Here is a 23,383-nt window from a genome sequence, read left to right as displayed (position 1 = left end):
TATAGGGCGCGCGCTGGTGCGGTCCGCGCGGTGCGTAGCACGCATTGTTGCGGGCGCCCCACAGGAAGTTCCAGTGGCGAGCCGGGCCGCCGCGCTGGCCGCCGCACTGGCCGCCGCACTGGCCGCCGCGCTAAAAGGGTCAATGCCGGGAAAGCTGCCGGTGTTCCAGCCGGCTGAGCAGGCGCACCACCGGCCACAGCAGCGCCAGGTAGAACAGCGCCGCCAGCACGATGGGCGACGGGTTGTAGACCAGCGACTGGGCGTCGCGCGCCACCCGCAGCAGTTCCGGCAGCGCCACGGCGCTGGCCAGCGTGGTCAGCTTGACCACTTCGAGCGTGTTGCTGATGAGATCCGGCATGACGTTGCGCGAGGCCTGCGGAATCTGCACGTGCCACATCGTCTGCCAGGCGGACAGGCCGGTTGAGCGCGCCGCCTCGATCTGCCCGCGCGGCACGCTTTCCAGCCCGGCACGGAAGACCTCGCCGTAATAGGACGAATTGTTCAGCATGAAGCCCACGGCCACCGCCAGCAGCTTGGGCAGGTCCAGGCCCAGGAACGGCGCCCCGAAGTAAATGAAGATCAGCAGCACCAGCGGCGGCAACGCGCGGAAGAAGTCGATGTAGATGGCCAGCAGCACGCGCGACCAGCGGGCTTTCAGCGTGACGGACAGCACGCCGATGAGCAGTCCCGAGGCCAGTCCCACCGGGATCACCATGGCCGACAGCATCAGCGTGCGCCCCAGCCCCTGCAAGAGGTACGGCGCGACGCTGACATAGATGTTCAGATTGAAGAAATTCTGCAGGATTTCGTCCATGCGGTTCCCCTGGGGCCCGTTCGGGGCTCCCTTGTTGTGCCGGGCTGGCGTAATCGGCCTCGCTTCCCGCCCGATATCTATTCGTAAAGACGCGTCCGCTCAGTGATTGCGGCAGTGCTTCCCTTCAGGACTTCCCCTCAGTGCTTCCACTTGAAGCGCGTTTCGGTCCAGCGCCCCAGAATCACCACGGGCAGGAAGATCAGCAGGCACGCCACCGCAGCCAAGGTCAGCGGCGTGGCGTTGCCCGCATTGCTGCTGGCCGATTGCGCGTTGTTGAGCACTTCGCTCAATCCCACGACCGAACCCAGCGCCGTACTCTTGGTGATGGCGATGACCCGGTTGGTCAGCGGCGCGACCGTCAGCCGCATGGCCTGAGGCATCACGACATACACCATGCTCTGCAGCCAGTTCAGCCCGGTGGAGCGCGCCGCCTCGGCCTGGCCGCGCGGCACGGACAGGATGCCCGCCCAGAAGATTTCCTCGGCGAACGCGGCCAGCACCAGCGACAGCGACAGCCAGCACGCCATGAACGCCGACATCGACAGGTTGATGTACGGGAACGCGAAGAACAACACCATGATCACCACCAGCGGCGGCAGCGCGCGCAGGATGTCGGCAAAGCAGATGATCAGGAAGTTCACCGGCCGGATACGCAGCGCACGCACCACGGCCAGCACCAGGCCAAGCGCCACGCCGGTCGCGGCAACCGCCACGCCCAATTGCAGCGTGACCCACATGCCGGCCAGGATGTCGGGCAGGTAGCGCCAGGCGACCTCAGCGTTGAAAAACGAGAACAGCAGGGCATTCAGATCCATGGAGCGCTCTTCAAACCGCCTTACGCGGCATGTTCCGCCATGCTGGCCAGAAAGGTCTGGGTGCGGGGTTGTCGGGGGGCGCCAAAGACGTCCTGCGGCGGGCCTTGCTCGACGATCACCCCGCCGTCCATGAACACCACCCGATCGGCTGCCGCGCGGGCGAAGCCCATCTCGTGGCTGACCACCATCATCGTCATGCCGTCGCGCTTCAGTTCACGCATCACGTTCAGCACGCTGCCGACCAGCTCCGGATCCAGCGCGCTGGTCGGCTCGTCGAACAGCACCACTTTGGGCCGCAGCGCCAGCGACCGCGCGATCCCCACTCGCTGTTGCTGGCCGCCGGACAACTGGTCGGGATAGGCGCTGGCCTTGTCGGCCAGTCCCACACGATCCAGCGCCTCCAAGCCGCGGCGGTCGGCTTCGGCGCGCGCCAGTTTCTGCACCTTGCGCAGCGCCAGCGTGATGTTCGACAGCACGGACATGTGGCGGTACAGGTTGAAGTGCTGGAACACCATGCCGATGTTCTGGCGGATGCGGTTCAACTCGGCCGACGGGGCGGTGATCTCCTCGCCGTCGACGTGGATGCTGCCGGCGGTCGGCTCCTCCAGCCGGTTGCAGCAGCGCAGGAGGCTGCTCTTGCCCGAGCCGGACGGGCCGATCATGAAGACCAGTTCGCCGCGGCTCACGTCCAGGTCGATCCCCTTGAGGACCGCGTTGTCGCCATAGGACTTGTGCAGCCCGGCGATTTTCAGGATCGGCGTTTCCATCGAAAGCTCCTCAATGCGCGGGCAGGGGCCGCGTGGCGGCTCCTTACCCAGTCGTTGGCGGTGCGTCGGAAAATCAGCTGCAGCGCAGCTCGACCGGCTGGGCGTCGTAGCCCGGCAGATCCGGGACGCCCTGACCCGGCGTCACGGTGGCCGCCGCCGAACCGGCTGCGGGCGTGAAGCCGAACCACTTCTGCGCCAGCTTGGAGACCGTGCCGTCCTGCTTCAGGCACTTGAGCGCCATGGACACGCGGTCGCGGCCCGCCTTGTCGTCCAGCCGGAACGCCAGCGCCCAGACCAGGCCCGTCTTGATCGTGTAGCTGGTGCGCACGGCCGGATTCTGCTTGGCGGCCCAGGCCGCCACGGTGTTGCCCGCCAGGTTGGCGTCCGCGCGGCCGGCCTGCACTGCCTGCACCGCGTCGGCGTTGGAGGCGTACACGTCATAGGTGAAGCCGTACTTGGCTGCGTTGTCGCGCGCCCAGTTCTCGTAGGCCGACCCCTTGTTGACCGCCAGCTTCCTGCCCTTAAGATCATCCAGGCCCTTGATGTCCTTGCCGTTCTTGCCGATCACGAAGGTGTAGTCGGTGTTGAGGTACCCCTCGGAAAACAGCAGGGCGCGGGCGCGTTCCTCGGTGGCCGTGGTGGGCGCCAGCACGAAGTCGTATTTCTTGGCGTTCAGGCCCGGGATCAGCGCGGCGTACTCGGTGCCTTCGATCTTGATGGTGGTGCCCAGCTGCTTGGCGATGGCTTGGCCCAGTTCGATGTTGAAGCCGTCCAACCCGCCGCCTAGCTTGGGCATGGCGTGGGGGGCAAACGTGGCGTCCACGCCGGTCGTCAGCGGCTGGGCGGCCGCGGCCAGGCTGGCGCCGGCCAGGCACAGCGTGAGGCCGCAGCGGCCGGCAAAAGTCAGGGTGCGGAGAAGGCGGGTCATGACAGGTCCTTTAGGGAAGAGGCGTCTTGCCCAGGGCGGGACCGGCCCCCACGCGCTCGAGTATCAAGCCGTAGTGTTCCGGGCGCCGGTGGGCGGCGAAGTTGAAGATGTGCTGCTTGAAGGTGTCTCCCAGCGCCAGATCGGCCTGGCAGAAAATCACCTCGTCCTCCTCCCCCTGCGCCTGCGCCACGATCTCGCCCGTGGGCGCGACGATGGCCGATCCGGCGATCAGGTGGCTGCCGTCCTCGTTGCCGGCCTTGCCTGCGGCGGCCACCCAGACCGCGTTCTGGTACGCGGCCGCCTGCAGGCTGAGCAGGTGGTGGAACATGCGCAAATGGACCGGTTCGTTCCAGTGGATGTTCAATGACGGCGTGTTGTATCCCAGCGCCACGATCTCGGCGCCCTGCAGCGCCAGCACGCGCCAGGTCTCCGTCCAGCGGCGGTCGTTGCACAGGCACATGCCGATGCGCGTGCCCAGCGTTTCCCAGACGTTGAAGCCGTCGTTGCCGACTTCAAAGAACTTCTTTTCCAGGTGCTGAAACGGCGCCTCGGGCTTGTGGTCGCTGTGGCCCGGAAGATGGATCTTGCGGTAGCGCCCGACGATGCGCGCGTTGGCGTCGACCAGGATGCTGGTGTTGAAGCGCCGGCCGTCCGAGGCAATCTCGGCGTAGCCCAGGTAAAAGCCGATGCCCAGCTCCCGCGCGGTGTCGAACAGCACGCGGGTCTCGGGGCCGGGCATTTCCTTTTCGAAGTAGCGCGCCATCGCTTCTTCTTCCGTCATCCAGTAACGGGGAAAGAAGGTGGTCAGCGCCAATTCCGGAAACACCACCAGGCGCGCGCCGCGTCCATGCGCCTCGCGCATCATCGCGAGCAGGCGCGCCACCGCCTGCCGGCGCGTCTCCTGCGGTTGCACCGGACCCATCTGCGCGACCGCCAGGCCGAAGGGACGTTTGCTCATGCCGGGTTCCTTTCGCAATGACTCAGGCGGCGCTATCGGCCGAAAAATACTTGCGCACCAGCGCGTTGGGATTGCCGGTCAGGCGCTGGCGCAATACGGGCTCGGGCGTGCCGCGCTTGACGAAGCGGCCGCTGCCGCGCTCGACATGCAGCTGGCCGTTCTCAATAGCGATGCGGCCGCGGCTGATGACCACCTCGGGCCAGCCGCGCACGGTTCGGCCCTCGTAGGGCGTGTAGCCGACGTTGTCGTGCAGCATGGACGCGGAGATCGTGACCTCCCGTTCCGGATTCCAGATCGCGATGTCGGCGTCCGCGCCCACCGCGATCGTGCCTTTTTGCGGGTACAGGCCGTACGTGCGGGCATGATTGGCGGCGGTCAGCGCCACGAAGCGTTCGATCGAGATGCGCCCGCCCAGCACGCCTTCGGAGAAGAGCAGCGGCATGCGCACTTCCAGTCCCGGCACGCCGTTGGCCACGTCCTTGAACGTGGTGGCGTCGCCCTTGGGCAGCTTGCCGCTGGCGTCGAAGCGGTAGGGCGCGTGGTCGGAGGAATAGATCTGCAGGGTGCCGTCGATCAGGCCCTGCCAGACGGCTTCCTGCGAGGCCGCATCGCGCGGGGGCGGGCTGCAGCAGAACTTGGCGCCTTCCAGGCCGGGCGCGTCGATGTCATCGGCCGTCAGGAACAGGTACTGCGGGCAGCTTTCAGCGTGAATCGGCAGCCCCAGCGCTTGCGACGAATGCACCACGCGCACTGCTTCCAGCCCCGCGACGTGAACGATCAGGATGGGCACGTCCATCATGCGGGCCAGCGTCACGGCACGATTCGTTGCCTCGCTTTCGGCCAGCGGCGTGTGCGCCACGGCGTGATACTTGGGCGCCGTCATGCCGCGCTCGGCCAGACGGCGGGCTACCCAGCGGATCATGTCGTTGTTTTCGGCATGGACCATCACCAGCGCGCCCTCGCGGTCGGCGACCTCCAGCACGTCCAGCAACTGGTAATCGTCCAGCTTCAGGCGGTCATACGTCATGAACACCTTGAAGGACGTAATGCCGTTCTTGATGAGTTCGGGCAGATCGTGCTTGAGCGCCTGTTCCGTGGGATCGGACAGGATCAGGTGAAAGCCGTAGTCGATGACCGCCTTTTCCTCGGCGCGGCGGGCGTAGTCGGCCACCACTTCCGGCAACGCATTGCCGCGGTGCTGGGCGGCGAACGGAATGATGGTGGTGGTGCCGCCGAATGCCGCCGAGACGGTCGCGCTGTAGAAGTCATCGGCGCACATGATGCCCATGCCGGACAGTTGCTCGACGTGACAGTGGCTGTCGATGCCGCCCGGCAGCACCCACCGGCCAGCGGCGTCGATGTCCCGCGCGCCCGGCGGCAGGCCCTGTCCCAACGCGACGATCACCCCGTCGCGCACGCCGATGTCGGCGTGAAAGGTGTCGGTGGCGGTGCTGATGCGGCCATTGCGAATCGTCAGGTCGAATGCTGCGGTATCGGTCATGGGTAAGGGGTTCCGCGCAAGGAGTGGGTCAAAGCGTTCCGGGATAGATGCCGCCGTCCAGCACCAGGTTCTGCCCCGTCATGAAGCCGGCGCGCGCGCCGCACAGGAAGGCGCAGGCGTCGCCGAATTCGGCGGGGTCGCCATAACGGCCGGCAGGAATGCCCGCCAGCCGGGCGGCCAGCACGTCGTCCACCGTCTTGCCGCTGTCGCGTGCACTGCGTTCTGCGGTCTGCCGCAGGCGATCCGTCAGGAACGGGCCGGGCAGCAGGTTGTTGATCGTGACGCCGTGGCGCACGGTCTGGCGCGCCAGACCCGCCACAAAGCCGGTCAGCCCGGCCCGCGCGCCGTTGGACAAGCCCAGGATGTCGATGGGCATTTTCACGGCGGCGGACGTGATGTTGACGATGCGGCCAAAGCGGCGCGCGATCATGCCGTCGACGGTCGCGCGGATCAGCGCAATGGGCGTCAGCATGTTGGCGTCCAGCGCGGCAATCCAGTCTTCGCGCGACCACTCGCGAAAGTCCCCGGGCTTCGGCCCGCCCGCGTTGGTGACCAGGATGTCGGGTTCGGGGCAGGCCGCCAGCAGCGCCTGCCTGCCGGCCTCGGTGGTGACGTCGGCCGCCACCGTGACAACCGACGCGCCGGTCTCGCGTCGGATCGCGTCCGCCGCGGCGTCCAGCGTGGTCGTGGTTCGCGCGGCCATCACCAGATTCACGCCTTCGCGCGCCAGAGATAGTGCGCAGGCGTAGCCCAGGCCTTTGCTGGATGCGCACACCAGCGCGTGCTTGCCCTTGATTCCGAGGTCCATGCGTTCGCTCCTTTCAACCCTGCACGGGTTGGCGGCCGGTGGCGCCCAGCGACAGCCCGACGCGCGCGACGGTCGCCTCCAGTTCGGCGGCGGTCACCGGATCGATCCGCATCCCGGGCGCGCGCAGCGCGTGGCTCTTGATGGCGCCGCGGCGCTGATAGACGTACTTGCGCAACGCCAGCCCGATCTTGGGCTGGAACTCGTAGCGGATCAGCGGGCAGTAGCGATCGAAGATCGCGGCAGCCCCGGCGTGGTCGCCACTGGCGTAGCGTTCGTAGATGGCGACCAGGATCTCCGGGAACGCAAAGCCGGTCATCGTGCCGACCGCGCCGCGCTGCAGCTCTTCCAGGAAGTACACGCCCCCCAGGCCGCCGAAGATGGCCATGTCGGCGTCCGGCACCAGTTCGCGGATGCGGCTGATCTTCTGCCCCACCGGCGGCTCTTCCATCTTGATCATGTGCACGCCGCCTTCGCGGCCCAGGCGCGCCACCACTTCGGGGCGGATCTCGGTGCCGAAGGAGTCCGGAAAGTCGTGGATCACGACCGGAATCTTCACGGCGTCGGCCACTGCCTTGTAGTAGTCGAACAGCAGGGCATCGCTGGCGTTGTCCAGGGGCGCCGCGAACACGGCCGATGCGCCCAGCTCCTGCGCTTCGCGGGCCTGCTCGATGGCGCCGGCGATGCCATGGGCTCGCACGCCAACCCACACCGGCACGCGGCCGTTCGTGTGCTTGACGAAGGTGTCCAGCACCAGCCGGCGCTCGTCGTTGGACAGCTTGTGCAACTCGCCCAGAAAGCCCAGGATGGCCAGCCCGGTCACGCCGGTTTCAAGCAGGAAGTCGACCAGCGTGCGGATGCTGTCGGCATCGACCCGCAGGGCGTCGTCAAAGGGCGTGGGGCAAATGGTGAAGACGCCTTTGGCGTCGATGGAGGCTGCCATCTTTTCTCCGTCAGGATGCGTGAAAACCGAAATCGGAAGCGACGTTTCGATGTCATCCTAAAGCGGAAGTTTTAGAACTCCACTTGCTTTTTTATTGCCTTGGTATAACAGCCAGTTAAGTCAAGGTTTACCCTTGGCAGGGTTTGCCTGGACGTTTGCGGACAGCTCGAAACCCTGTTCGCAAAGCGTGTGGCGCAGCACGTCGACAAAGGCCTGCGCAAGCTGCGACAGCGGTTCGAAGCGCGACTGCACCAGGCTTGCCGTCAGGATTTTTGCCTGGTCGATCGGGCGCACCACAAAGTCGCCTTGCGTGCGGCTCTTGACGGAGAATTCATCGACGATGGCGATGCCCGCACCGGCCTGCACCAGCGAGCACGCGTTCTGCGGCGAACTCACTTCCACCGCCAGCCGGCGGGCCTGTCCGGCCTCGTGGTACATCTGCTCGACCAGCATGCCGAACGGCGTGTCGCCGCCGTACGAAATCAGCGGGTAGGGCAACAGGTCGCCGATGGATAGCAGCGAGCGATGGGCAAGCGGATGGTTGTACGGGCAGATGCAGACCAGCCGTGCCTGGCCGATCGGCTGGGTCAGCAGATTCGGGTGCTGCACGGGCAGGATCACCACGCCCAGTTCGGCGCGATTGTCGAGCAGCATCTGCGTCAGGGGCTGCTGCGTCAGCGGCTGAAAGGTGACCTTGACGTCGGGGTGCGTTTCGCGAAAGCGGGAGATGGTCAGGGGCACGAGCATGTGGCCGATGCTGGGGCTGGACACCAGATGCAGGATGCCGCTGCGGCGCTCGGACAATTCCGAAGCCAGTTCTTCCACGCGCCGCACGCCGGCATAGACCGTTTCCACTTCGCGAAAGAGCTGCCGGGATTCGGGCGTGGGATACAGCCGGCCCTTGATGCGCTCGAACAGCGCGAAGCCAAGCCGCTGTTCCGTGTGCGACAGCAACCGGCTGACCGCAGGCTGCGACACGAACAGCAGCTTGGCCGCCCCGCTGATCGAACCCGTGGTCATCACCGCCCGGAAAACTTCGATTTGCCGCAGATTCAGTTGCATGGCGCACCCGCTCCGAATTGACGCGACGAGCATAACAAAGGGTTAAGGGCAGCGCACAAATTGACAATACATGCTCAGGCCGCCCGCAGATAGACTGGCGCCGTACCTTGCCCCCGCCCGCGCCAGCGTGGCCCGGGCCCCGCCACCACCAGGACGGACGACCAGGACGGACGAATGGAACAGACCCTGTTTGTGATCAATCCCAATTCCACGCAAGCCGTGACGGACGCATTCGACGCGGCGCTGGAGCCGCTGCGCATGGCCGGCGGTCCGCGCATCCAATGCCTGACGCTGGCCGAAGGACCGGCGGGCGTCCAGACGCAGCTCGACGTCGAAAGCGTGACGTTGCCGCTCGCCGCGCTGGTGCGCAAGCTCGATGCGGAGCACGGCGCGGCCGCCGCAGGCTACGTCATCGCCTGCTTCAGCGATCCTGGCCTGCACGCGGTGCGCGAAGCCACGCGCAAGCCCGTGCTGGGCATCAGCGAATGCGGCATGCTGACCGCGCTGACGCTGGGCCAGCGCGTCGGTGTGATTGCGATCCTGCGCCAATCGCTGCCGCGCCACGGACGCATGTTCGGCGCGATCGGCCTGTCGGGCCGCGTGGCGGCCGAGCTGCCGCTGGATCTGGGCGTGGTCGAACTGTCGGACGAGGCGCGTACCCGCGAGCGCCTTTTGCACGTGGGCGCGCGGTTGCGCGACGAGCATCAGGCCGACGTGCTGGTGCTGGGCTGCGCCGGCATGGCCGCGTATCGCGGCTGGCTGCAGGCCGAGCTGGGCCTGCCCGTCGTCGAGCCGACACAGGCTGCCGCGGCGATGGCGATCGGCCGCATCCGGCTGAACTGGCACGGCGCCTGAGGCCACCATGCGCAACCACGAACTGATCGAACGGCTGTCGCATCTGGTCGGCGACAACGGGCTGGTGCTGGACGCCGAGGGGCAGGGGCCCTACGTGCGCGACTGGCTGGGCAAGTGGCAGGGCAGCACGCCAGTGGTGGTGCGGCCACGCAACGCCACCGAGGTGTCGGCCGTCATGCGTCTGTGCCATCAGACGCGCACGCCGGTGGTGCCGCAGGGCGGCAATACCGGTATGAGCGGGGGCGCCACGCCCGACGGCAGCGGCGCGCAGGTGATCCTGAGCCTGAACCGCATGAAACGCATCCGCGAGGTCGATCCGGTCAACAACACGCTGTGTGCGGACGCCGGCGTGCTGCTGGCCGACGTGCAGGCCGCCGCGCGCGAGGTCGGGCGGTTTTTCCCGCTGAGTCTGGGCGCGGAGGGCAGCTGCACCATCGGCGGCAATCTGGCCACCAATGCCGGCGGCACCGCGGTGCTGCGCTACGGCAACACGCGCGACCTGGCGCTGGGGCTGGAGGTGGTGCTGCCCGACGGCCGCGTCTGGAATGGCCTGCGCGGCCTGCGCAAGGACAACACCGGCTACGACCTCAAGAGTCTCTTCATCGGCTCGGAGGGCACGCTGGGCATCATCACCGGCGCGGTGCTCAAGCTGTACCCTGCGCCGGCGGGCCGCGTGGCGGCGTGGGTGGGGGCGGATACGCCCGCGCAAATCGTGGCGTTATTGAGCCGCATGCAGGGCGTCTGCGGCGAACGGCTGACCGCGTTCGAAATGATGTCGGCGCATTGCCTGGATCTGGTGGTGGCGCACGTCAGCGGCGCGGCCAGTCCGCTGGCCGCCCGCCATGCCTATCACGCGCTTCTGGAACTGTCGGACACCGAGCCCGCCGGCCTGCCCGCCTTGCTGGAAGCGGCGCTCGGCGCGGCGCTGGAGGACGGCGTCATCCAGGACTGCGTCGTCGCAATGAACGACACGCAGGTCCAGACGCTGTGGCGGCTGCGAGAAGGCATCTCGCAGGCGCAGGTGCGCGCGGGCAAGGCGGTCAAGCACGACATCGCGCTGCCCATCTCGCGCCTGGCCGCATTCGTCGAGGAAGCGGATCTGGCGCTGGTGTCGGATTTTCCGGGACTGCCCATCATCAACTTTGGCCACATCGGCGACGGCAACCTGCACTACAACGTGCTGCTGCCGCCGGACGTGGCGCCCGCCGAGTACGCCCGGCTGACCGCGGCGCTGAACCGCCGCGTGCACGACCTGGTGGCGCAGCGCGGCGGCAGCATCAGCGCCGAACACGGCGTGGGCCAATTGCGGCGCGACGAGCTGCGCCGCTACAAGTCGCCGGTTGAAATGGACCTGATGCTGATGATCAAGCGGGCGCTAGATCCCAATCAGCTCATGAACCCCGGCAAGCTGCTGTAGGAGCCCCGCGCGCGGGCAGCCAGGGGCCGCGCGCGCGAAGTCCGCCAGAAATTTATAATGGCGGGCTAATCGGATAAATCCTACATGCCTGAATCCTCCAGCCCGCGGGCGCCGAAGAAGCCGGCGCCGCGCGCCACTGACCGGGAGCAGACCCCGGAAGACGCCCGGCAAAGTGCTCAGCCGGACCCTCGGCAAGCCGCCCGGCAAGCCCCCCGGGCCCGTCCCGAAGGCCGTCCCGCCGCGCCCCGTCCCGAACGGCCCATCCCGGCCGTTACCTACCCCGAAGACCTGCCCGTCAGCGCACGGCGGCAGGAGATCGCGCGCGCCATCGCCGGCCATCAGGTCGTGATCGTCAGCGGCGAAACCGGCTCGGGCAAGACCACGCAGCTTCCGAAGATCTGCCTGGAACTGGGCCGTGGCCGCCAGAAGATGATCGGCCACACGCAGCCGCGCCGCCTGGCGGCGACCTCGGTGGCCAAGCGCATCGCCGAGGAACTGAACACGCCCATGGGCGAGGTCGTCGGCTATCAGGTGCGGTTCAACGACCGCACTGGGCCCAACGCGTCCATCAAGCTGATGACGGACGGCATCCTGCTGGCCGAGTCGCAGCGCGATCCGCTGCTGCGCCGCTACGACACGATCATCATCGACGAAGCGCACGAACGCAGCCTGAACATCGACTTCCTGCTGGGCTACCTCAAGCAGCTCTTGCCGCGGCGTCCGGACCTCAAGCTCATCATCACGTCGGCCACCATCGACGCCGAACGCTTCGCCAGGCACTTTGCCGCGTCGGAAGACAAGCCCGCGCCGGTCATCGAAGTCTCGGGGCGCCTGTATCCCGTGGAAGTGCGCTATCGGCCCGTGCGCGAAGAGCCCGCCGCCGACGACAACGCGCCGGCGCCCAACAAGGCCGGGCGCGACCGCGAGCGCATGTCGGGCGACGAAGAGCGCGACCTGATCGACGCCATCGTCGACGCCGTCGACGAATGCGCGCGGCATGGTCCGGGCGACGTGCTGGTGTTCCTGCCCGGCGAACGCGAAATCCGCGAATCGGCCGAAGCGCTGCGCAAGCGGCACCCGGCCGGCACCGAGGTCCTGCCGCTGTTCGCGCGCCTGTCGCAGGCCGAGCAGGAACAGATCTTCCGCCCGCGCGGCAACGCGCGCCGCATCGTGCTGGCCACCAACGTGGCGGAAACCTCGCTGACGGTGCCCGGCATCCGCTTCGTGGTCGACAGCGGCCTGGCCCGCATCAAGCGCTATTCGTGGCGCAACAAGGTCGAGCAGCTGCGCATCGAGCCCATCAGCCGCGCCTCGGCCAACCAGCGCGCCGGCCGTTGCGGCCGCGTGGGGCCGGGCGTCTGCATCCGGCTCTACGACGAGCTGGATTTCAACAACCGCGCGGCCTTCACCGATCCCGAAGTGCTGCGCTCGTCGCTAGCGTCGGTCATCCTGCGGATGAAGTCGCTCAAGCTCGACGACATCGAACAATTCCCCTTCGTCGAGGCGCCGCCGGGACGGGCGGTGGCCGACGGCTACCACCTGCTGCAGGAACTGGGCGCCATTGAACTGGCGTCGGCGTCCGACGACGACGCCGACGACGGGCGCACGGGCGCGTCTTTTGTCCTGACCCGCACCGGCGATGAGCTGGCCAAGCTGCCCGTGGACCCGCGCATCGGCCGGATGATCCTGGCCGCGCGAGAACACCAGTGCCTGGCCGAAATGCTGATCATCGCCTCGGCGCTGTCCGTGCAGGATCCGCGTGATCGCCCCATGCAGGAGCGCGAGGCCGCCGAGGCCGCGCACGCCAAGTTCGGCGACGACAAGTCCGAGTTCATTTCTTTCGTGAAACTGTGGCGCTGGTATGGCGAACAGGTGCAGCACAAGGCATCGCAGCGCAAGCTGGTGGGCCTGTTGCGGCAGAACTTCCTGTCGCCCATCCGCCTGCGCGAGTGGCACGACGTGCACACACAGCTGTCGGCGCTGGTGGGCGAACAGGGCTGGCGCGTCAATCAGTCTGAAGCCACGTACGAACAGCTGCACATGGCGCTGTTGTCGGGCCTTTTGGGCAACATCGGCTTCAAGAGCGACGAAGGCGGCAGCTACCAGGGCGCGCGCGACATCCGCTTCCACATCCATCCGGGTTCGCGTCTGGTGAAGAAGGCCGGCCGCTGGATCATGGCGGCCGAACTGGTCGAGACCACGCGCCTGTACGCGCGCTGCGTGGCGCGCATCGACCCCGTGTGGCTGGAAAAGGTCGGCGCGCACCTGATCCGCAAGAACTGGTCGGACCCGCGCTGGGAAAAGAAGGCCGGGCAGGTCGTGGCCAACGAGCGGGCCACGCTTTACGGCCTGGCCATCTACACCGGCCGTCGCATTCACTACGGCCGCGTGAATCCCACCCATGCACGCGAACTCTTCATCCGCCAGGCGCTGGTGCCCGGCGAAATCGACACGCGCCTGCCGTTCGTCGCGCACAACCGCAAGCTCATCGCGGGTATCGAAAAGCTTGAACACCAGACGCGGCGGCCGGACATCCTGGTCGATGATGAGCTGATCTACGCGTTCTACGACCGGCAGCTTCCCGCCGACATCTCGCAGACCGCATCGCTGGAAAAGTGGGTGAGCGGCCTGGACAAGGCGGCCGCCGCCAAGCTGATGCTGACGCGCGACGAGCTGATGCGGCACGAGGCGGCCGGCGTCACGACCGATGTCTTTCCCAAGAAGGTGGAATGGCAGGGCGTGTCGATGGCGCTGGACTACCACTTCGAGCCCGGCTCGCCGCGCGACGGCGTCACGCTGTCGGTGCCGCTGTTCGCGCTGAACCAGATCGATCCTGCGCGCTGCGAGTGGCTGGTGCCCGGCATGCTGAAGGAAAAGGTGCACCTGCTGCTCAAGTCGCTGCCGCAGAAGCTGCGCCGCCATTGCGTGCCGTTGCCCGACTACGCCGCGGGTTTCTACGACCGCTGGTTCGAGCGCCTGCCCGACCCGCAGACGGGGCTGGTGGATGCCATCATCGCCGACATGTGGGACCAGGTGCAGGTCCGTCCGGCGGTGGGGGACTTCAAGCTGGAAACCCTGCCGGCGCATCTGTTCATGAACTTCCGCGTCGTGGACGAGCACGGCCGCATGCTGGCCGCCGGCCGCAATCTGGCGCAACTGCGCGCCGAATTCGGCAAGCAGGCCCAGGCCACCTTCCAGCAACTGGCGGCCAGCGACACGCAGGTCGCGCAGGCGCTGGCGCACGAAAACCTGACCTCCTGGTCGTTCGGGCCGTTGCCCGAGATCATGGAGATCAAGCGGCGCGGCCAGTCCGTCATCGGCTATCCGGCGCTGGTGGACCGGGGGGCGCATTGCGACCTGGACGTGTTCGACGATCCCGACGAGGCACGCAAGCACCATCGCGCGGGCCTGTTGAAGCTCTTCCGGCTGGGCCTGCGCGAGCAGGTGAAGTTCCTCGAAAAGAACCTTACCGACCTCACCAAGATCAGCATGCTGTACATGACGCTGGGCACGCAGGAAGAGCTGCGCGACCAGATCATCGACTGCGCGCTGGGGCAGGCGTGTCTTGCTGAGCCCTGGCCGGTGAACGAGCAGCAGTTCGAAGCCCGCCGCGCCGAGGGCAAGGGCCGGTTGGGTCTGCTGGCCCAGGAGGTCGCGCGGCTGGCGGGCGCGGTGCTGACGGAATATGCGGCGCTTCAACGCAAGCTGCCGCAGGCCAAGCCCCACGCGGCCGCGTACGCGGATCTGCAGCAGCAACTGGGTGCGCTGATGCCCAAGTGGTTCATCCGAGACACGCCGCACGCGCAGTTGTCGCACTTTCCGCGCTACCTGAAGGCGGCGGTCGCGCGCATCGACAAGCTGCGCGCCGACCCGGCGCGGGACGCAAAGCTGGTGTCGGAAATGGCGCCGCTGGTCACGCAATACCAGCGCGCCCGCGCGGCGCTGAAAGGCGCGGCCGATCCCCGCCTGGACGAGTTCCGCTGGCTGTTCGAGGAGTTGCGGGTCGCGCTCTTCGCCCAGGAGCTGCGTACGCCGATGCCGGTGTCGGTCAAGCGGCTGATGAAAAGCTGGGAATCCTTGCAGCGCTAAGCGCTAGCTGGCGCCACATGCAAAACGGGCCGCAAATCGCTTTGCGGCCCGATTTTTTTTTGCGGCGTCTTTACAGCGCCAAGAACCCGACGATCACCAACGCGATCAGCCCGTACTTCGTGGCCTTGTACGCCGTGCGGTTCCACTTCTTGAATGCCTTGCGCTTCTGGTCGATCACCCAGTGCGCATGGGTCAGCTTGTTGATGGCCCCCGTCTGGTCGCCACCGTCGTTGGGCGAGCTGGCCGCCGACATGACCTTGCGGCCGAACCAGCGGTTGAAGGCCTCGGCCCAGCGCCACTTCAGCGGACGCTCGACGTCGCAGAACAGGATGATCCGGTTCTCGCCCGTCTTGTTGTAGGCCTCGTGGACGTAGGTCTCGTCGAACACCACGCTTTCGCCGTCGCGCCAGCTGTAGTGCTCGCCATCAACGATGATGTGGCAGCCGTCGTCGTTGGGCGTGACCAGTCCCAGGTGATAGCGCAGCGACCCGGCAAACGGGTCACGGTGCGGATTGAGCTGGCCGCCCGGCGGCAGCTCGGCAAACATGGCGGCCTTGACCTTGGGCAGGCCCTTCAGGATGGCGACCGTCTTGGGGCAGAGTTCCTCAGCCGAGGGGTGGCGGGCGTCGTACCACTTCAGGTAGAACCGCTTCCAGCCATACTTGAAGAACGAGTTGAAACCGATGTCGTTATGGGTGTCGGCCGCCTTGATCCGGCGAAGCTCGGCCATCTGCATGGCCTCTTCGCGGATCGTCTCCCAGTTGTCGTCCAGCACTTTCAGTTCGGCGATTTCGCTGGTCGTCAGGTACGGCGTCGTGGGCACGCGGGACGTCAGCACCATGAACGCGTTGATCGGCGCCAGCAGCACCGAATGGTCCAGGAATTGCCGTCCCAGGGGCAGTTTGACGCGGCCTCGGAAGTGCGCGAACAGGATGGCGGCCAGCCAGATCCCAGGTATTAACCATTTCATAGGTATGTCTCGTCGTGCGACGGGGTAGTGCGGTATGGGCGGTATTGTCCCACAAGCCTCCCGGGCGGATCCCGTCAGGGCGGGATGCAACTGGCGGGTTCTGATGCAAGGATTGTTCTAGGGCGGTCGGCCGCTGGGTACAATTCCGCCATGTCCGAAGCCGTAACGACCCCGACCCCATTTGTTCACCTGCGCGTCCACTCCGAGTTCTCGGTCGTGGACGGTACGGTGCGTATCCCCGACCTCATCAAGCGCGTGGCCAAGCTGGGCCAGCCCGCCGTCGCCCTGACCGATCTGTCCAACCTGTTCGGACTGATCAAATTCTATAAGGGTGCACGCGGCGCGGGGGTCAAGCCCATCGCAGGCTGCGACGTCTGGATTTCCAACGACGAAGATCCGGCGAAGCCCTTCCGCCTGCTGTTGCTCGTGCGCAACCACCAGGGTTACCTGAATCTGTGCGAACTGCTGTCCAAGGCGTTCCTGACGAACCAGGGCAAGGGCCGGGCCGAAATCCGCCGCGAATGGCTCCAAGGACAGACTGGTCTCATCGCCCTGTCCGGCGGGCGCGCCGGCGACGTCGGGCAGGCGCTCGAGGCCGGCAACGCCGTGTCGGCGCTGGCCCTGGCGCGCCAGTGGGCGCTGATGTTCCCGGGCAGCTACTACGTCGAATTGCAGCGCGCCGGCATGGACGGCGACGAAGGCTACTGCCAGGCCGCCATGCGGCTGGCCTCGGAAGCCGGGCTGCCGGTGGTCGCCACCCATCCCGTGCAGTTCCTCGACGAATTCGAATTCCAGGCGCACGAGGCGCGCGTCTGCATCGCCGAAGGTGAAATCCTGGCCAACCCGCGCCGCGTGCGCCGGTTCTCGAAAGAGCAGTATCTGCTCAGCTCCGAGGAAATGGCGCGCCGCTTCGCCGACGTGCCGTCGGCGCTGGCCAACACGGTCGAAATCGCCAAGCGTTGCAACCTGAGCTTGGTGCTGGGCAAGCCGCGCCTGCCCAATTTCCCGACCCCCGACGGCGTGACGCTGGACGATTATCTGGTCCAGCTCTCCGAAGAGGGCCTCGAAAAGCGCATGGAGTTCCTGTTCCCGGACGTCGCCGAACGCGAGTCCAAGCGCGAGCAGTACTACGAGCGGCTGCGCTGGGAGTGCAAGACCATCATCCAGATGGGCTTTCCCGGCTACTTCCTGATCGTTCAGGACTTCATCAACTGGGGCAAGAACAACGGCGTGCCGGTCGGCCCGGGCCGGGGCTCGGGCGCCGGTTCGCTGGTGGCCTACGCGCTGGGCATCACCGACCTCGACCCCATCCGCTATGACCTGCTGTTCGAGCGCTTCCTGAATCCCGAGCGGGTCTCCATGCCCGACTTCGATATCGACTTCTGCCAGGACAACCGCGAACGGGTCATCGACTACGTCAAGGAAAAATACGGCCGCGCCGCCGTCAGCCAGATCGCCACGTTCGGTACGCTGGGCGCCAAGGCCGTGGTGCGCGACGCCGGCCGTGTGCTGGACATGCCCTACATGTTCTGCGACGGCCTGTCCAAGCTGATCCCGTTCAATCCGATGGATCCGTGGACGCTGGAACGCACGCTCAAGGACGAGCCCGCCTTCAAGGACCGCTACGAGCAGGAAGAAGAAGTCCGCGCGCTGGTCGACCTGGCCAAGCCGCTCGAAGGCCTGACCCGCAACATCGGCATGCACGCGGGCGGGGTGCTGATCGCGCCCGGCAAGCTCACCGACTTCTGCCCGCTGTATTGCCAGCCGGGCCAGGAAAACAGCGCGGTCTCGCAGTTCGACAAGGACGACGTCGAGGCGGCCGGCCTGGTGAAGTTCGACTTCCTGGGCCTGCGCAACCTGACCATCCTGGACTGGGCCGTGCGCTACGTGCGCCAGTTCAACGCCGAAAAGCGCGACTTCGACGTCATGGCGCTGTCCCTGGACGATCCGGCGGCCTACAAGATCCTGTGCGACGCGAACACCACCGCGGTGTTCCAGCTTGAATCGCGCGGCATGAAAGAGCTGCTCAAGAAGCTGCGGCCCAATACGTTCGAAGACATCATCGCCATGCTGGCCCTGTATCGTCCGGGGCCGCTGGAATCGGGCATGGTGGACGACTTCGTGAACCGCAAGCACGGGCGCGCGGCGGTCGATTATTTCCACCCGGACCTGGAAGCCACCCTCAAGAGCACCTACGGGGTCATCGTCTACCAGGAACAGGTGATGCTGATCTCCCAGATCATCGGGGGCTATTCGCTGGGCGGCGCCGACCTGCTGCGCCGGGCCATGGGCAAGAAAAAGCCCGAGGAAATGGCCAAGCACCGCGAACTGTTCGAACAGGGCGCCAAGGAAAAGGGCCACGATCCGGATCTGGCGGTCAAGCTCTTCGACCTGATGGAGAAGTTCGCGGGCTACGGCTTCAACAAGTCGCACTCGGCCGCGTACGCGCTGATCTCGTACCAGACCGCCTGGCTGAAGGCCTACCACCCGACCGAGTTCCTGGCCGCCACCATGTCTTCGGACATGGACGACACCGACAAGGTCCAGATCTTCTGCCGCGACGCCCAGGACAACGGCGTCGAGGTGTTGCCGCCCGACGTCAACCATTCGGGCTACCGGTTCGAACCCGTCGCCGACAAGCACACCGAAAAAGGCAAGCCGCCGCGCACCATGCGTTACGGGCTGGGCGCCGTCAAGGGCACCGGGCAGGGCGCCGTCGAGGACATCCTGCGTGCGCGCAAGGAAGGCGGCCCGTTCCTGAACCTGTTCGACTTCTGCCGCCGCGTCAGCAAGCAGGCCGTCAACCGCCGCACCATCGAGGCCCTGATCAAGGCCGGCGCGTTCGACACCATCGAGCCGAACCGCGCCGCGATGCTGGCCTCCGTGCCCACCGCCATGGAAGCGGCCGAGCAGGCCGCCCGCAGCGCCAACCAGGCCTCGCTTTTTGGCGACGACAGCGGCGACGTGGTCGCGGGCGAACTGGCCAAGGTCGCGCCGTGGGATCTGCACAAGAAACTGACCGAAGAAAAATCCGCGCTGGGCTATTACTACAGCGGCCACCTGTTCGATGCGTGGCGCGACGAAGTGCGCCGCATCGTGCCGATGCAGCTGGCCCGCGTGGAGCCGCAGCGCGACCTGCAATGGATGTGCGGCGTGCTGGCCAGCGTGCGCGTGATGATGACCCGCCGCGGCAAGATGGTCTTTGCCGTGCTGGACGACGGCACGGCGCAGGTGGAAATCTCGGTCTTCAACGAACTCTTTGAAAAGCACCGCAACCGGCTGCGCGAAGACCAGCTCGTCATCGTGCAGGGCAAGGTCAGCAACGACGACTATTCCGGCGGCATGCGCATCGTCGCCGAGCAGCTTTATGACCTGCAGCTTGCGCGCGAAGCCCGCGCCAAGTCGCTGCGCGTCAAGCTCAACGGCAGCGCCGATGCGGCCCGTCTGCGCCAGATGCTCAACCCGTTCCGCGCCGAACCCGAGAACGGCATTCCAGGCGTGCCGGTCGACATCGTCTACACCAAGAACAATTTCCTGTGCACGATCAGGCTAGGCGAGGAATGGCGCGTGCGCATGGCCGACACGCTGCTCGCCAACCTGAACGCCTGGACCAAACCGGACGGCGTGGAGGTTACGTACTGATGTCTTCCAGTCTACGTATCGTGCATTCGGAAGCCGCCACCGCCTTTGGTGGACAGGAAGGACGAATTTTCAAGGAAATGCATGCCATGCGGGCGCGCGGGCATCATGTCGAAGCGATCTGCCAGCCGCGCGCGCAACTGACCGAGCGTCTGCGGGATGCCGGTTTCACCGTGCATGCCGTCGATATGAAGGGGACGGTGGCCTATTTGAAGGGCGTCCCCGCCGTCCGCCAGATCCTGAAGGCGGGGCGCTTTGACGTGCTCAATACCCACAGCCGGCGCGACACGGTCATCGCCGCCCTGGCCGGACGCATGGCAGGTACGCCCCTCATCGTGCGCACCCGCCACCTGTCCAACGTGGTCGGCTCGATGTGGTCTTACACCATCCTGCCGCACCGCGTCACCGCCGTCAGCGACCATGTGCGCGAATACCTGATCAGCCGCGGCGTCCCGGCCGAGAAGATCGCGACCGTGTATTCGCCCATCGTGCTGCCCGCGCCCGTCGAGCACTCCACCTTGCGTGACGAACTCGGCCTGGCCGACGACGACATCGTCGTGGGCTGTGTGGCCGTCATGCGCGCCACCAAGGGCCACAAGGACCTGATCGACGCCATGGCGCCGCTGATGGCCGTGCGTCCGAAGCTGCATCTGGTGTTCGTGGGCGCCGGTTCGCCGGTCTTCGAGCAGACGCAGGCGTACATTGCTCAGCGCGGCCTGCAAGACCGGATCCACCTGATGGGCACACGGCGCGACGTCCCCAATCTGCTGGCGGGATTCGACCTCTTCGCCCTGGCCACACAACAGGAAGCCTCCGGTACGGTCTATGTCGAGGCGCAGGCGAGCGGCCTGCCGGTCGTCGGCACGAACGTCGGCGGCGTATCCGAGATGTTCCGGGACGGCGTGACGGGCTTTCTGGTCCCGCCCAAGAACTCGCTCGCCTTGACCACCGCACTCGAGCGCCTGATCGACGACCCGGCCCTACGCCGCACCATGGGCGAGGCCGGCCGCAAGATGGTCTGGGAAGAGGGCGTGTTTTCTCCCGCGCGCCTTGCGGAAACCACGGAGGCGATCTATACGCGCTGGCTGGCGGAGCGCCGCAAATGAACGCGCCCAACGTTCCGGTGCTGATGTACCACCACATCACGCCGGCGGGTGGCATGATCGCCGCGACGCCCGACGTCTTCGAAACGCAGATCGCGCGCCTGGCGCGCGCCGGCTACCAGTCGCTCACCACCGCGCAGTTCGCGGCCTACCTGGCCGGCGGCAGCGTGCCCGAACGTTCCGTGCTCATCACTTTTGACGATGGCTACCTGAACAATTGGGTGCACGCGCATCCAGTCCTGGCCCGCCACGGCATGCGCGCGGTGCTGTTCACTATCACCGGGTGGATCGGCGACGGCCCCGTGCGGCCGCATGCGGGGCAGGGCGGCGCGCTGCCCCCGACCCCCGATCACCACGCCTGCAAGGAACTCGTGGCGTCGGGCCGCGCCGACGAGGCGATGCTGCGCTGGAGCGAAATCGAAGCCATGCAGGCCGCCGGCACCTTCGAGTTCCATTCCCATACCAACACGCACACCCGCTGGGACAAGGTCTGTGGCGCGGATGTGGCCGCCAAGCGCGAACGCATCGCGCAGGATCTGCACGATTCGCGCGACACCCTGATCCGCCGGCTTGGCGGCGTGAGCGATCACCTGTGCTGGCCGCAGGGTTATTTCGACGCAGACTACGTGGCCGCCGCGCGGCAGGCCGGTTTCCGGCACTTGTACACTACCGACCCTTTCGGCCAGAACCTGCCCGGCACGGATCCCGGCCATATCTATCGCTTCGCGGTGCGCAATCTGGGCGGGTCCTGGCTGAACCGCCGGATCTGGCTGTCGCGCGACCCGTTCTGGGGACCGCGCTATCACGCCTGGAAGGCCTGGAAAAAGCGTCTTAGGAATCGCGGATGAAGCTATCAGTCATCATCATCACCAAGAACGAAGCGGCAAATATTGCCGCCTGCCTGAAGTCCGTGTCGTTCGCCGACGAGTTCATCGTCGTGGATTCGGGCAGCACCGACGGCACCGTGGAGCTGGCGCAAGCGCTCGGGGCCCGCGTTGAAGTCACCGCCGACTGGCCCGGTTTCGGTCCGCAAAAGAACCGCGCGCTGGATCTGGCGACGGGCGATTGGGTGCTGTCGATCGACGCGGACGAGCGCGTCACCCCCGAGTTGGCGCAGGAAATCCAGGACGTGCTGCGCGCGCCCCGCGCCGACGCCTACGAGATCGCGCGCCTATCCAATTTCTGCGGCCGCGACATCCGCCATAGCGGCTGGTGGCCCGACTACGTGCTGCGCCTCTTCAAGCGCGGCACGGCGCGCTTCACCGACGCCGCCGTCCACGAGCGGGTGGTGCCGGCCAACGGCCGGCCCCTGCAGATGCGCGGCTACTTCAACCACTATCCGTACGACAACCTGGACGCGCTGATCAACAAGGTCAACCGTTACTCGTCCGACGCCGCGGCCATGATGTATGCCAAGGGCAAGCGCACCTCGGTCTTCGGGGCGCTGGGCCACGGCTTCTGGACCTTCGTGCGCATCTACCTGATCCGGCGCGGTTTCCTGGATGGCCGCCACGGACTCGTGCTGGCCGTCACCGCGGCGGCGGGCAGCTTCTTCCGCTACTCGAAGCTGATGTTCCTGGCAGAAAACAAAAAGTGAAGATCCTCTACACGAACTTCCACGCCGGCAACGGCGGGGGGCACGTCACCTACATCATCAACCTGGCCAAGGCGCTGGCCCGCGATCACGACATCACCGTGGCGGTGCCCGGCACCAGCCGGCTGTACCGCTACGCCAAGGCCATCCCCGGGGTGACGGCGGTGGACATGCGCTACACGACCCGCCCGTCGTCCTGGTTCAAGGACCGCGCCCGGCTGCAGCGCCTGATCGCCGAGGGCCGCTTCGACATCATCCACGCCAACGGCTCGGCCGACCACAAGCAGGTGATGCTGGCCACGCTGGGCATGCGGCGCCGTCCGCGCATCGTGTTCACCAAGCACAACGATCACCCGCTTTCCAGTTTTGGACACAAGCTGCGGGTGGCGCTGGCGACGGATCATGGCATCGCCGTCAGCGATTACATCCGCGGCATGATGGAGCACTCGCCGTACCGCAAGCGCCCCATCACCACCATCCGGCACGGCATCGATACCAATTTCTTCGCGCCGCCGCCGCCCGAAAGCCTGGACAAGCTGCGCGAACTCTTCTTTGGTCCGGATTGGCAAGGCAAGCTGCTGCTGGGCAGTGCCGGGGGCACCGACTACGACAAAGGCTGGCTGGACTTGGTGGCCGCCGCGGCCGCGCTGCCGCCGGCGGACAAGGCACGCATCTTGCTGATGGTGGCGGGCGATCCGCCCACCGAGGCCAAGCTTGCGCGGGTGCGCGAACTCGGCATGATCGATCAGGTCAAGTTTCCCGGGCTGCTCGACGACGTGCGCGCGGCGCTGGCGTCGTGCCATGCGGGCTTCGTCCTTTCTTACCGCGAGGCCCTGTCGTTTGCCTGCCGCGAGATCATGGGACTGGGCCTGCCCGCGCTCGTCAGCGATGCCGGCGGCCTGCCGGAGAACGTAACGGACGGCGTGGACGGCTGGATCGTGCGGGCGCGCGACGTGCCCGCCATGACCGCCAAGCTGCGCTTCATGCTGGACAATCCGGAAGTCGTCCGACAGATGGGCAGCAAGGCGCGTGAAACAAGTTTGCGCGACTTCAACCTGGAGCGTTTCGCGCAGGCTACGGTGGATGTGTATCAGCGTACGCTTGGCGGACACTGACCCATATA

Annotated in this window: 18 protein-coding genes; 8 read left to right on the top strand and 10 right to left on the bottom strand. The window is 66.5% G+C overall.

Annotated elements, in window-relative coordinates:
* Nucleotides 1–139: 139 nt before the first annotated feature.
* The 9 genes from B2W22_RS17245 to B2W22_RS17205 all read right to left on the bottom strand — a co-directional run bounded on the left by B2W22_RS17245 (nt 140) and on the right by B2W22_RS17205 (nt 8,593).
* On the bottom strand, nt 140–814 hold the full coding sequence (locus tag B2W22_RS17245) for an amino acid ABC transporter permease (protein WP_286938974.1): 675 nt from the start codon (nt 812–814) through the stop codon (nt 140–142).
* Between the two features lie 137 nt (nt 815–951).
* Nucleotides 952–1,629, bottom strand: a complete 678-nt coding sequence (locus B2W22_RS17240) for an amino acid ABC transporter permease (RefSeq protein ID WP_234015831.1) — start codon at nt 1,627–1,629, stop codon at nt 952–954.
* Between the two features lie 20 nt (nt 1,630–1,649).
* Entirely contained in the window at nt 1,650–2,396 is a 747-nt protein-coding gene (locus B2W22_RS17235) for an amino acid ABC transporter ATP-binding protein (protein WP_286938972.1), read from the bottom strand.
* Between the two features lie 73 nt (nt 2,397–2,469).
* Nucleotides 2,470–3,324, bottom strand: a complete 855-nt coding sequence (locus tag B2W22_RS17230; RefSeq protein ID WP_279975642.1) for a transporter substrate-binding domain-containing protein — start codon at nt 3,322–3,324, stop codon at nt 2,470–2,472.
* A gap of 10 nt (nt 3,325–3,334) precedes the next feature.
* The gene (locus tag B2W22_RS17225; protein WP_175125726.1) at nt 3,335–4,282 is read right to left on the bottom strand and encodes an N-carbamoyl-D-amino-acid hydrolase; all 948 of its coding nucleotides are present in this window, start codon (nt 4,280–4,282) and stop codon (nt 3,335–3,337) included.
* Nucleotides 4,283–4,304: 22 nt separating this feature from the next.
* Nucleotides 4,305–5,783 carry a dihydropyrimidinase gene (hydA, locus tag B2W22_RS17220; RefSeq protein ID WP_286938970.1) on the bottom strand — a complete coding sequence of 493 codons (1,479 nt, stop codon included), beginning with the start codon at nt 5,781–5,783 and terminating at the stop codon, nt 4,305–4,307.
* Between the two features lie 28 nt (nt 5,784–5,811).
* The gene (locus tag B2W22_RS17215; protein WP_286938969.1) at nt 5,812–6,591 is read right to left on the bottom strand and encodes an SDR family oxidoreductase; all 780 of its coding nucleotides are present in this window, start codon (nt 6,589–6,591) and stop codon (nt 5,812–5,814) included.
* Nucleotides 6,592–6,604: 13 nt separating this feature from the next.
* Complete coding sequence (locus tag B2W22_RS17210) at nt 6,605–7,531, bottom strand: dihydrodipicolinate synthase family protein (protein WP_175125723.1); 927 nt, start codon at nt 7,529–7,531, stop codon at nt 6,605–6,607.
* A gap of 120 nt (nt 7,532–7,651) precedes the next feature.
* The gene (locus tag B2W22_RS17205) at nt 7,652–8,593 is read right to left on the bottom strand and encodes a LysR substrate-binding domain-containing protein (protein ID WP_175125722.1); all 942 of its coding nucleotides are present in this window, start codon (nt 8,591–8,593) and stop codon (nt 7,652–7,654) included.
* A gap of 174 nt (nt 8,594–8,767) precedes the next feature.
* On the opposite strand from B2W22_RS17205, the gene B2W22_RS17200 reads away from it, so the two are divergent.
* The 3 genes from B2W22_RS17200 to hrpA all read left to right on the top strand — a co-directional run bounded on the left by B2W22_RS17200 (nt 8,768) and on the right by hrpA (nt 14,954).
* Nucleotides 8,768–9,448 (top strand): aspartate/glutamate racemase family protein, encoded by a 681-nt coding sequence (locus B2W22_RS17200; protein ID WP_105238090.1) that lies wholly within the window; start codon nt 8,768–8,770, stop codon nt 9,446–9,448.
* Between the two features lie 7 nt (nt 9,449–9,455).
* Nucleotides 9,456–10,865, top strand: coding sequence for an FAD-binding oxidoreductase (locus B2W22_RS17195; protein WP_175138736.1), 1,410 nt, complete (start codon nt 9,456–9,458; stop codon nt 10,863–10,865).
* Nucleotides 10,866–10,949: 84 nt separating this feature from the next.
* Nucleotides 10,950–14,954 (top strand): ATP-dependent RNA helicase HrpA, encoded by a 4,005-nt coding sequence (gene hrpA, locus B2W22_RS17190; protein WP_286938966.1) that lies wholly within the window; start codon nt 10,950–10,952, stop codon nt 14,952–14,954.
* A 70-nt stretch (nt 14,955–15,024) separates the two neighbouring features.
* On the opposite strand, the gene lpxO is transcribed toward hrpA, so the two are convergent.
* Nucleotides 15,025–15,924 carry a lipid A hydroxylase LpxO gene (gene lpxO, locus B2W22_RS17185; RefSeq protein ID WP_175125717.1) on the bottom strand — a complete coding sequence of 300 codons (900 nt, stop codon included), beginning with the start codon at nt 15,922–15,924 and terminating at the stop codon, nt 15,025–15,027.
* A 150-nt stretch (nt 15,925–16,074) separates the two neighbouring features.
* On the opposite strand from lpxO, the gene dnaE reads away from it, so the two are divergent.
* Genes dnaE through B2W22_RS17160 form a run of 5 tightly spaced genes read left to right on the top strand, consistent with a single transcriptional unit; the run spans nt 16,075 to nt 23,375 of the window.
* Nucleotides 16,075–19,566 (top strand): DNA polymerase III subunit alpha, encoded by a 3,492-nt coding sequence (gene dnaE, locus B2W22_RS17180; RefSeq protein ID WP_286938965.1) that lies wholly within the window; start codon nt 16,075–16,077, stop codon nt 19,564–19,566.
* Nucleotides 19,566–20,669: a glycosyltransferase family 4 protein gene (locus B2W22_RS17175; RefSeq protein WP_175138732.1), complete on the top strand. Its 1,104-nt coding sequence runs from the start codon at nt 19,566–19,568 to the stop codon at nt 20,667–20,669. Before dnaE ends, B2W22_RS17175 begins: the two co-directional genes overlap by 1 nt.
* Nucleotides 20,666–21,514 carry a polysaccharide deacetylase family protein gene (locus tag B2W22_RS17170; protein WP_175125711.1) on the top strand — a complete coding sequence of 283 codons (849 nt, stop codon included), beginning with the start codon at nt 20,666–20,668 and terminating at the stop codon, nt 21,512–21,514. Before B2W22_RS17175 ends, B2W22_RS17170 begins: the two co-directional genes overlap by 4 nt.
* Complete coding sequence (locus B2W22_RS17165; RefSeq protein WP_105238097.1) at nt 21,511–22,263, top strand: glycosyltransferase family 2 protein; 753 nt, start codon at nt 21,511–21,513, stop codon at nt 22,261–22,263. The genes B2W22_RS17170 and B2W22_RS17165 overlap by 4 nt, the downstream gene beginning before the upstream one ends.
* Nucleotides 22,260–23,375 carry a glycosyltransferase gene (locus tag B2W22_RS17160; protein WP_175125709.1) on the top strand — a complete coding sequence of 372 codons (1,116 nt, stop codon included), beginning with the start codon at nt 22,260–22,262 and terminating at the stop codon, nt 23,373–23,375. Before B2W22_RS17165 ends, B2W22_RS17160 begins: the two co-directional genes overlap by 4 nt.
* Nucleotides 23,376–23,383 lie beyond the last annotated feature (8 nt).

It is taken from the genome of Achromobacter sp. UBA4530, assembly GCF_002388205.1.
GTDB classification, from domain to species: domain Bacteria; phylum Pseudomonadota; class Gammaproteobacteria; order Burkholderiales; family Burkholderiaceae_B; genus Achromobacter; species Achromobacter animicus.
The sequence above is the reverse complement of the archived record's forward strand: the minus strand, read 5'-3'. Positions and strand labels throughout refer to the sequence as shown.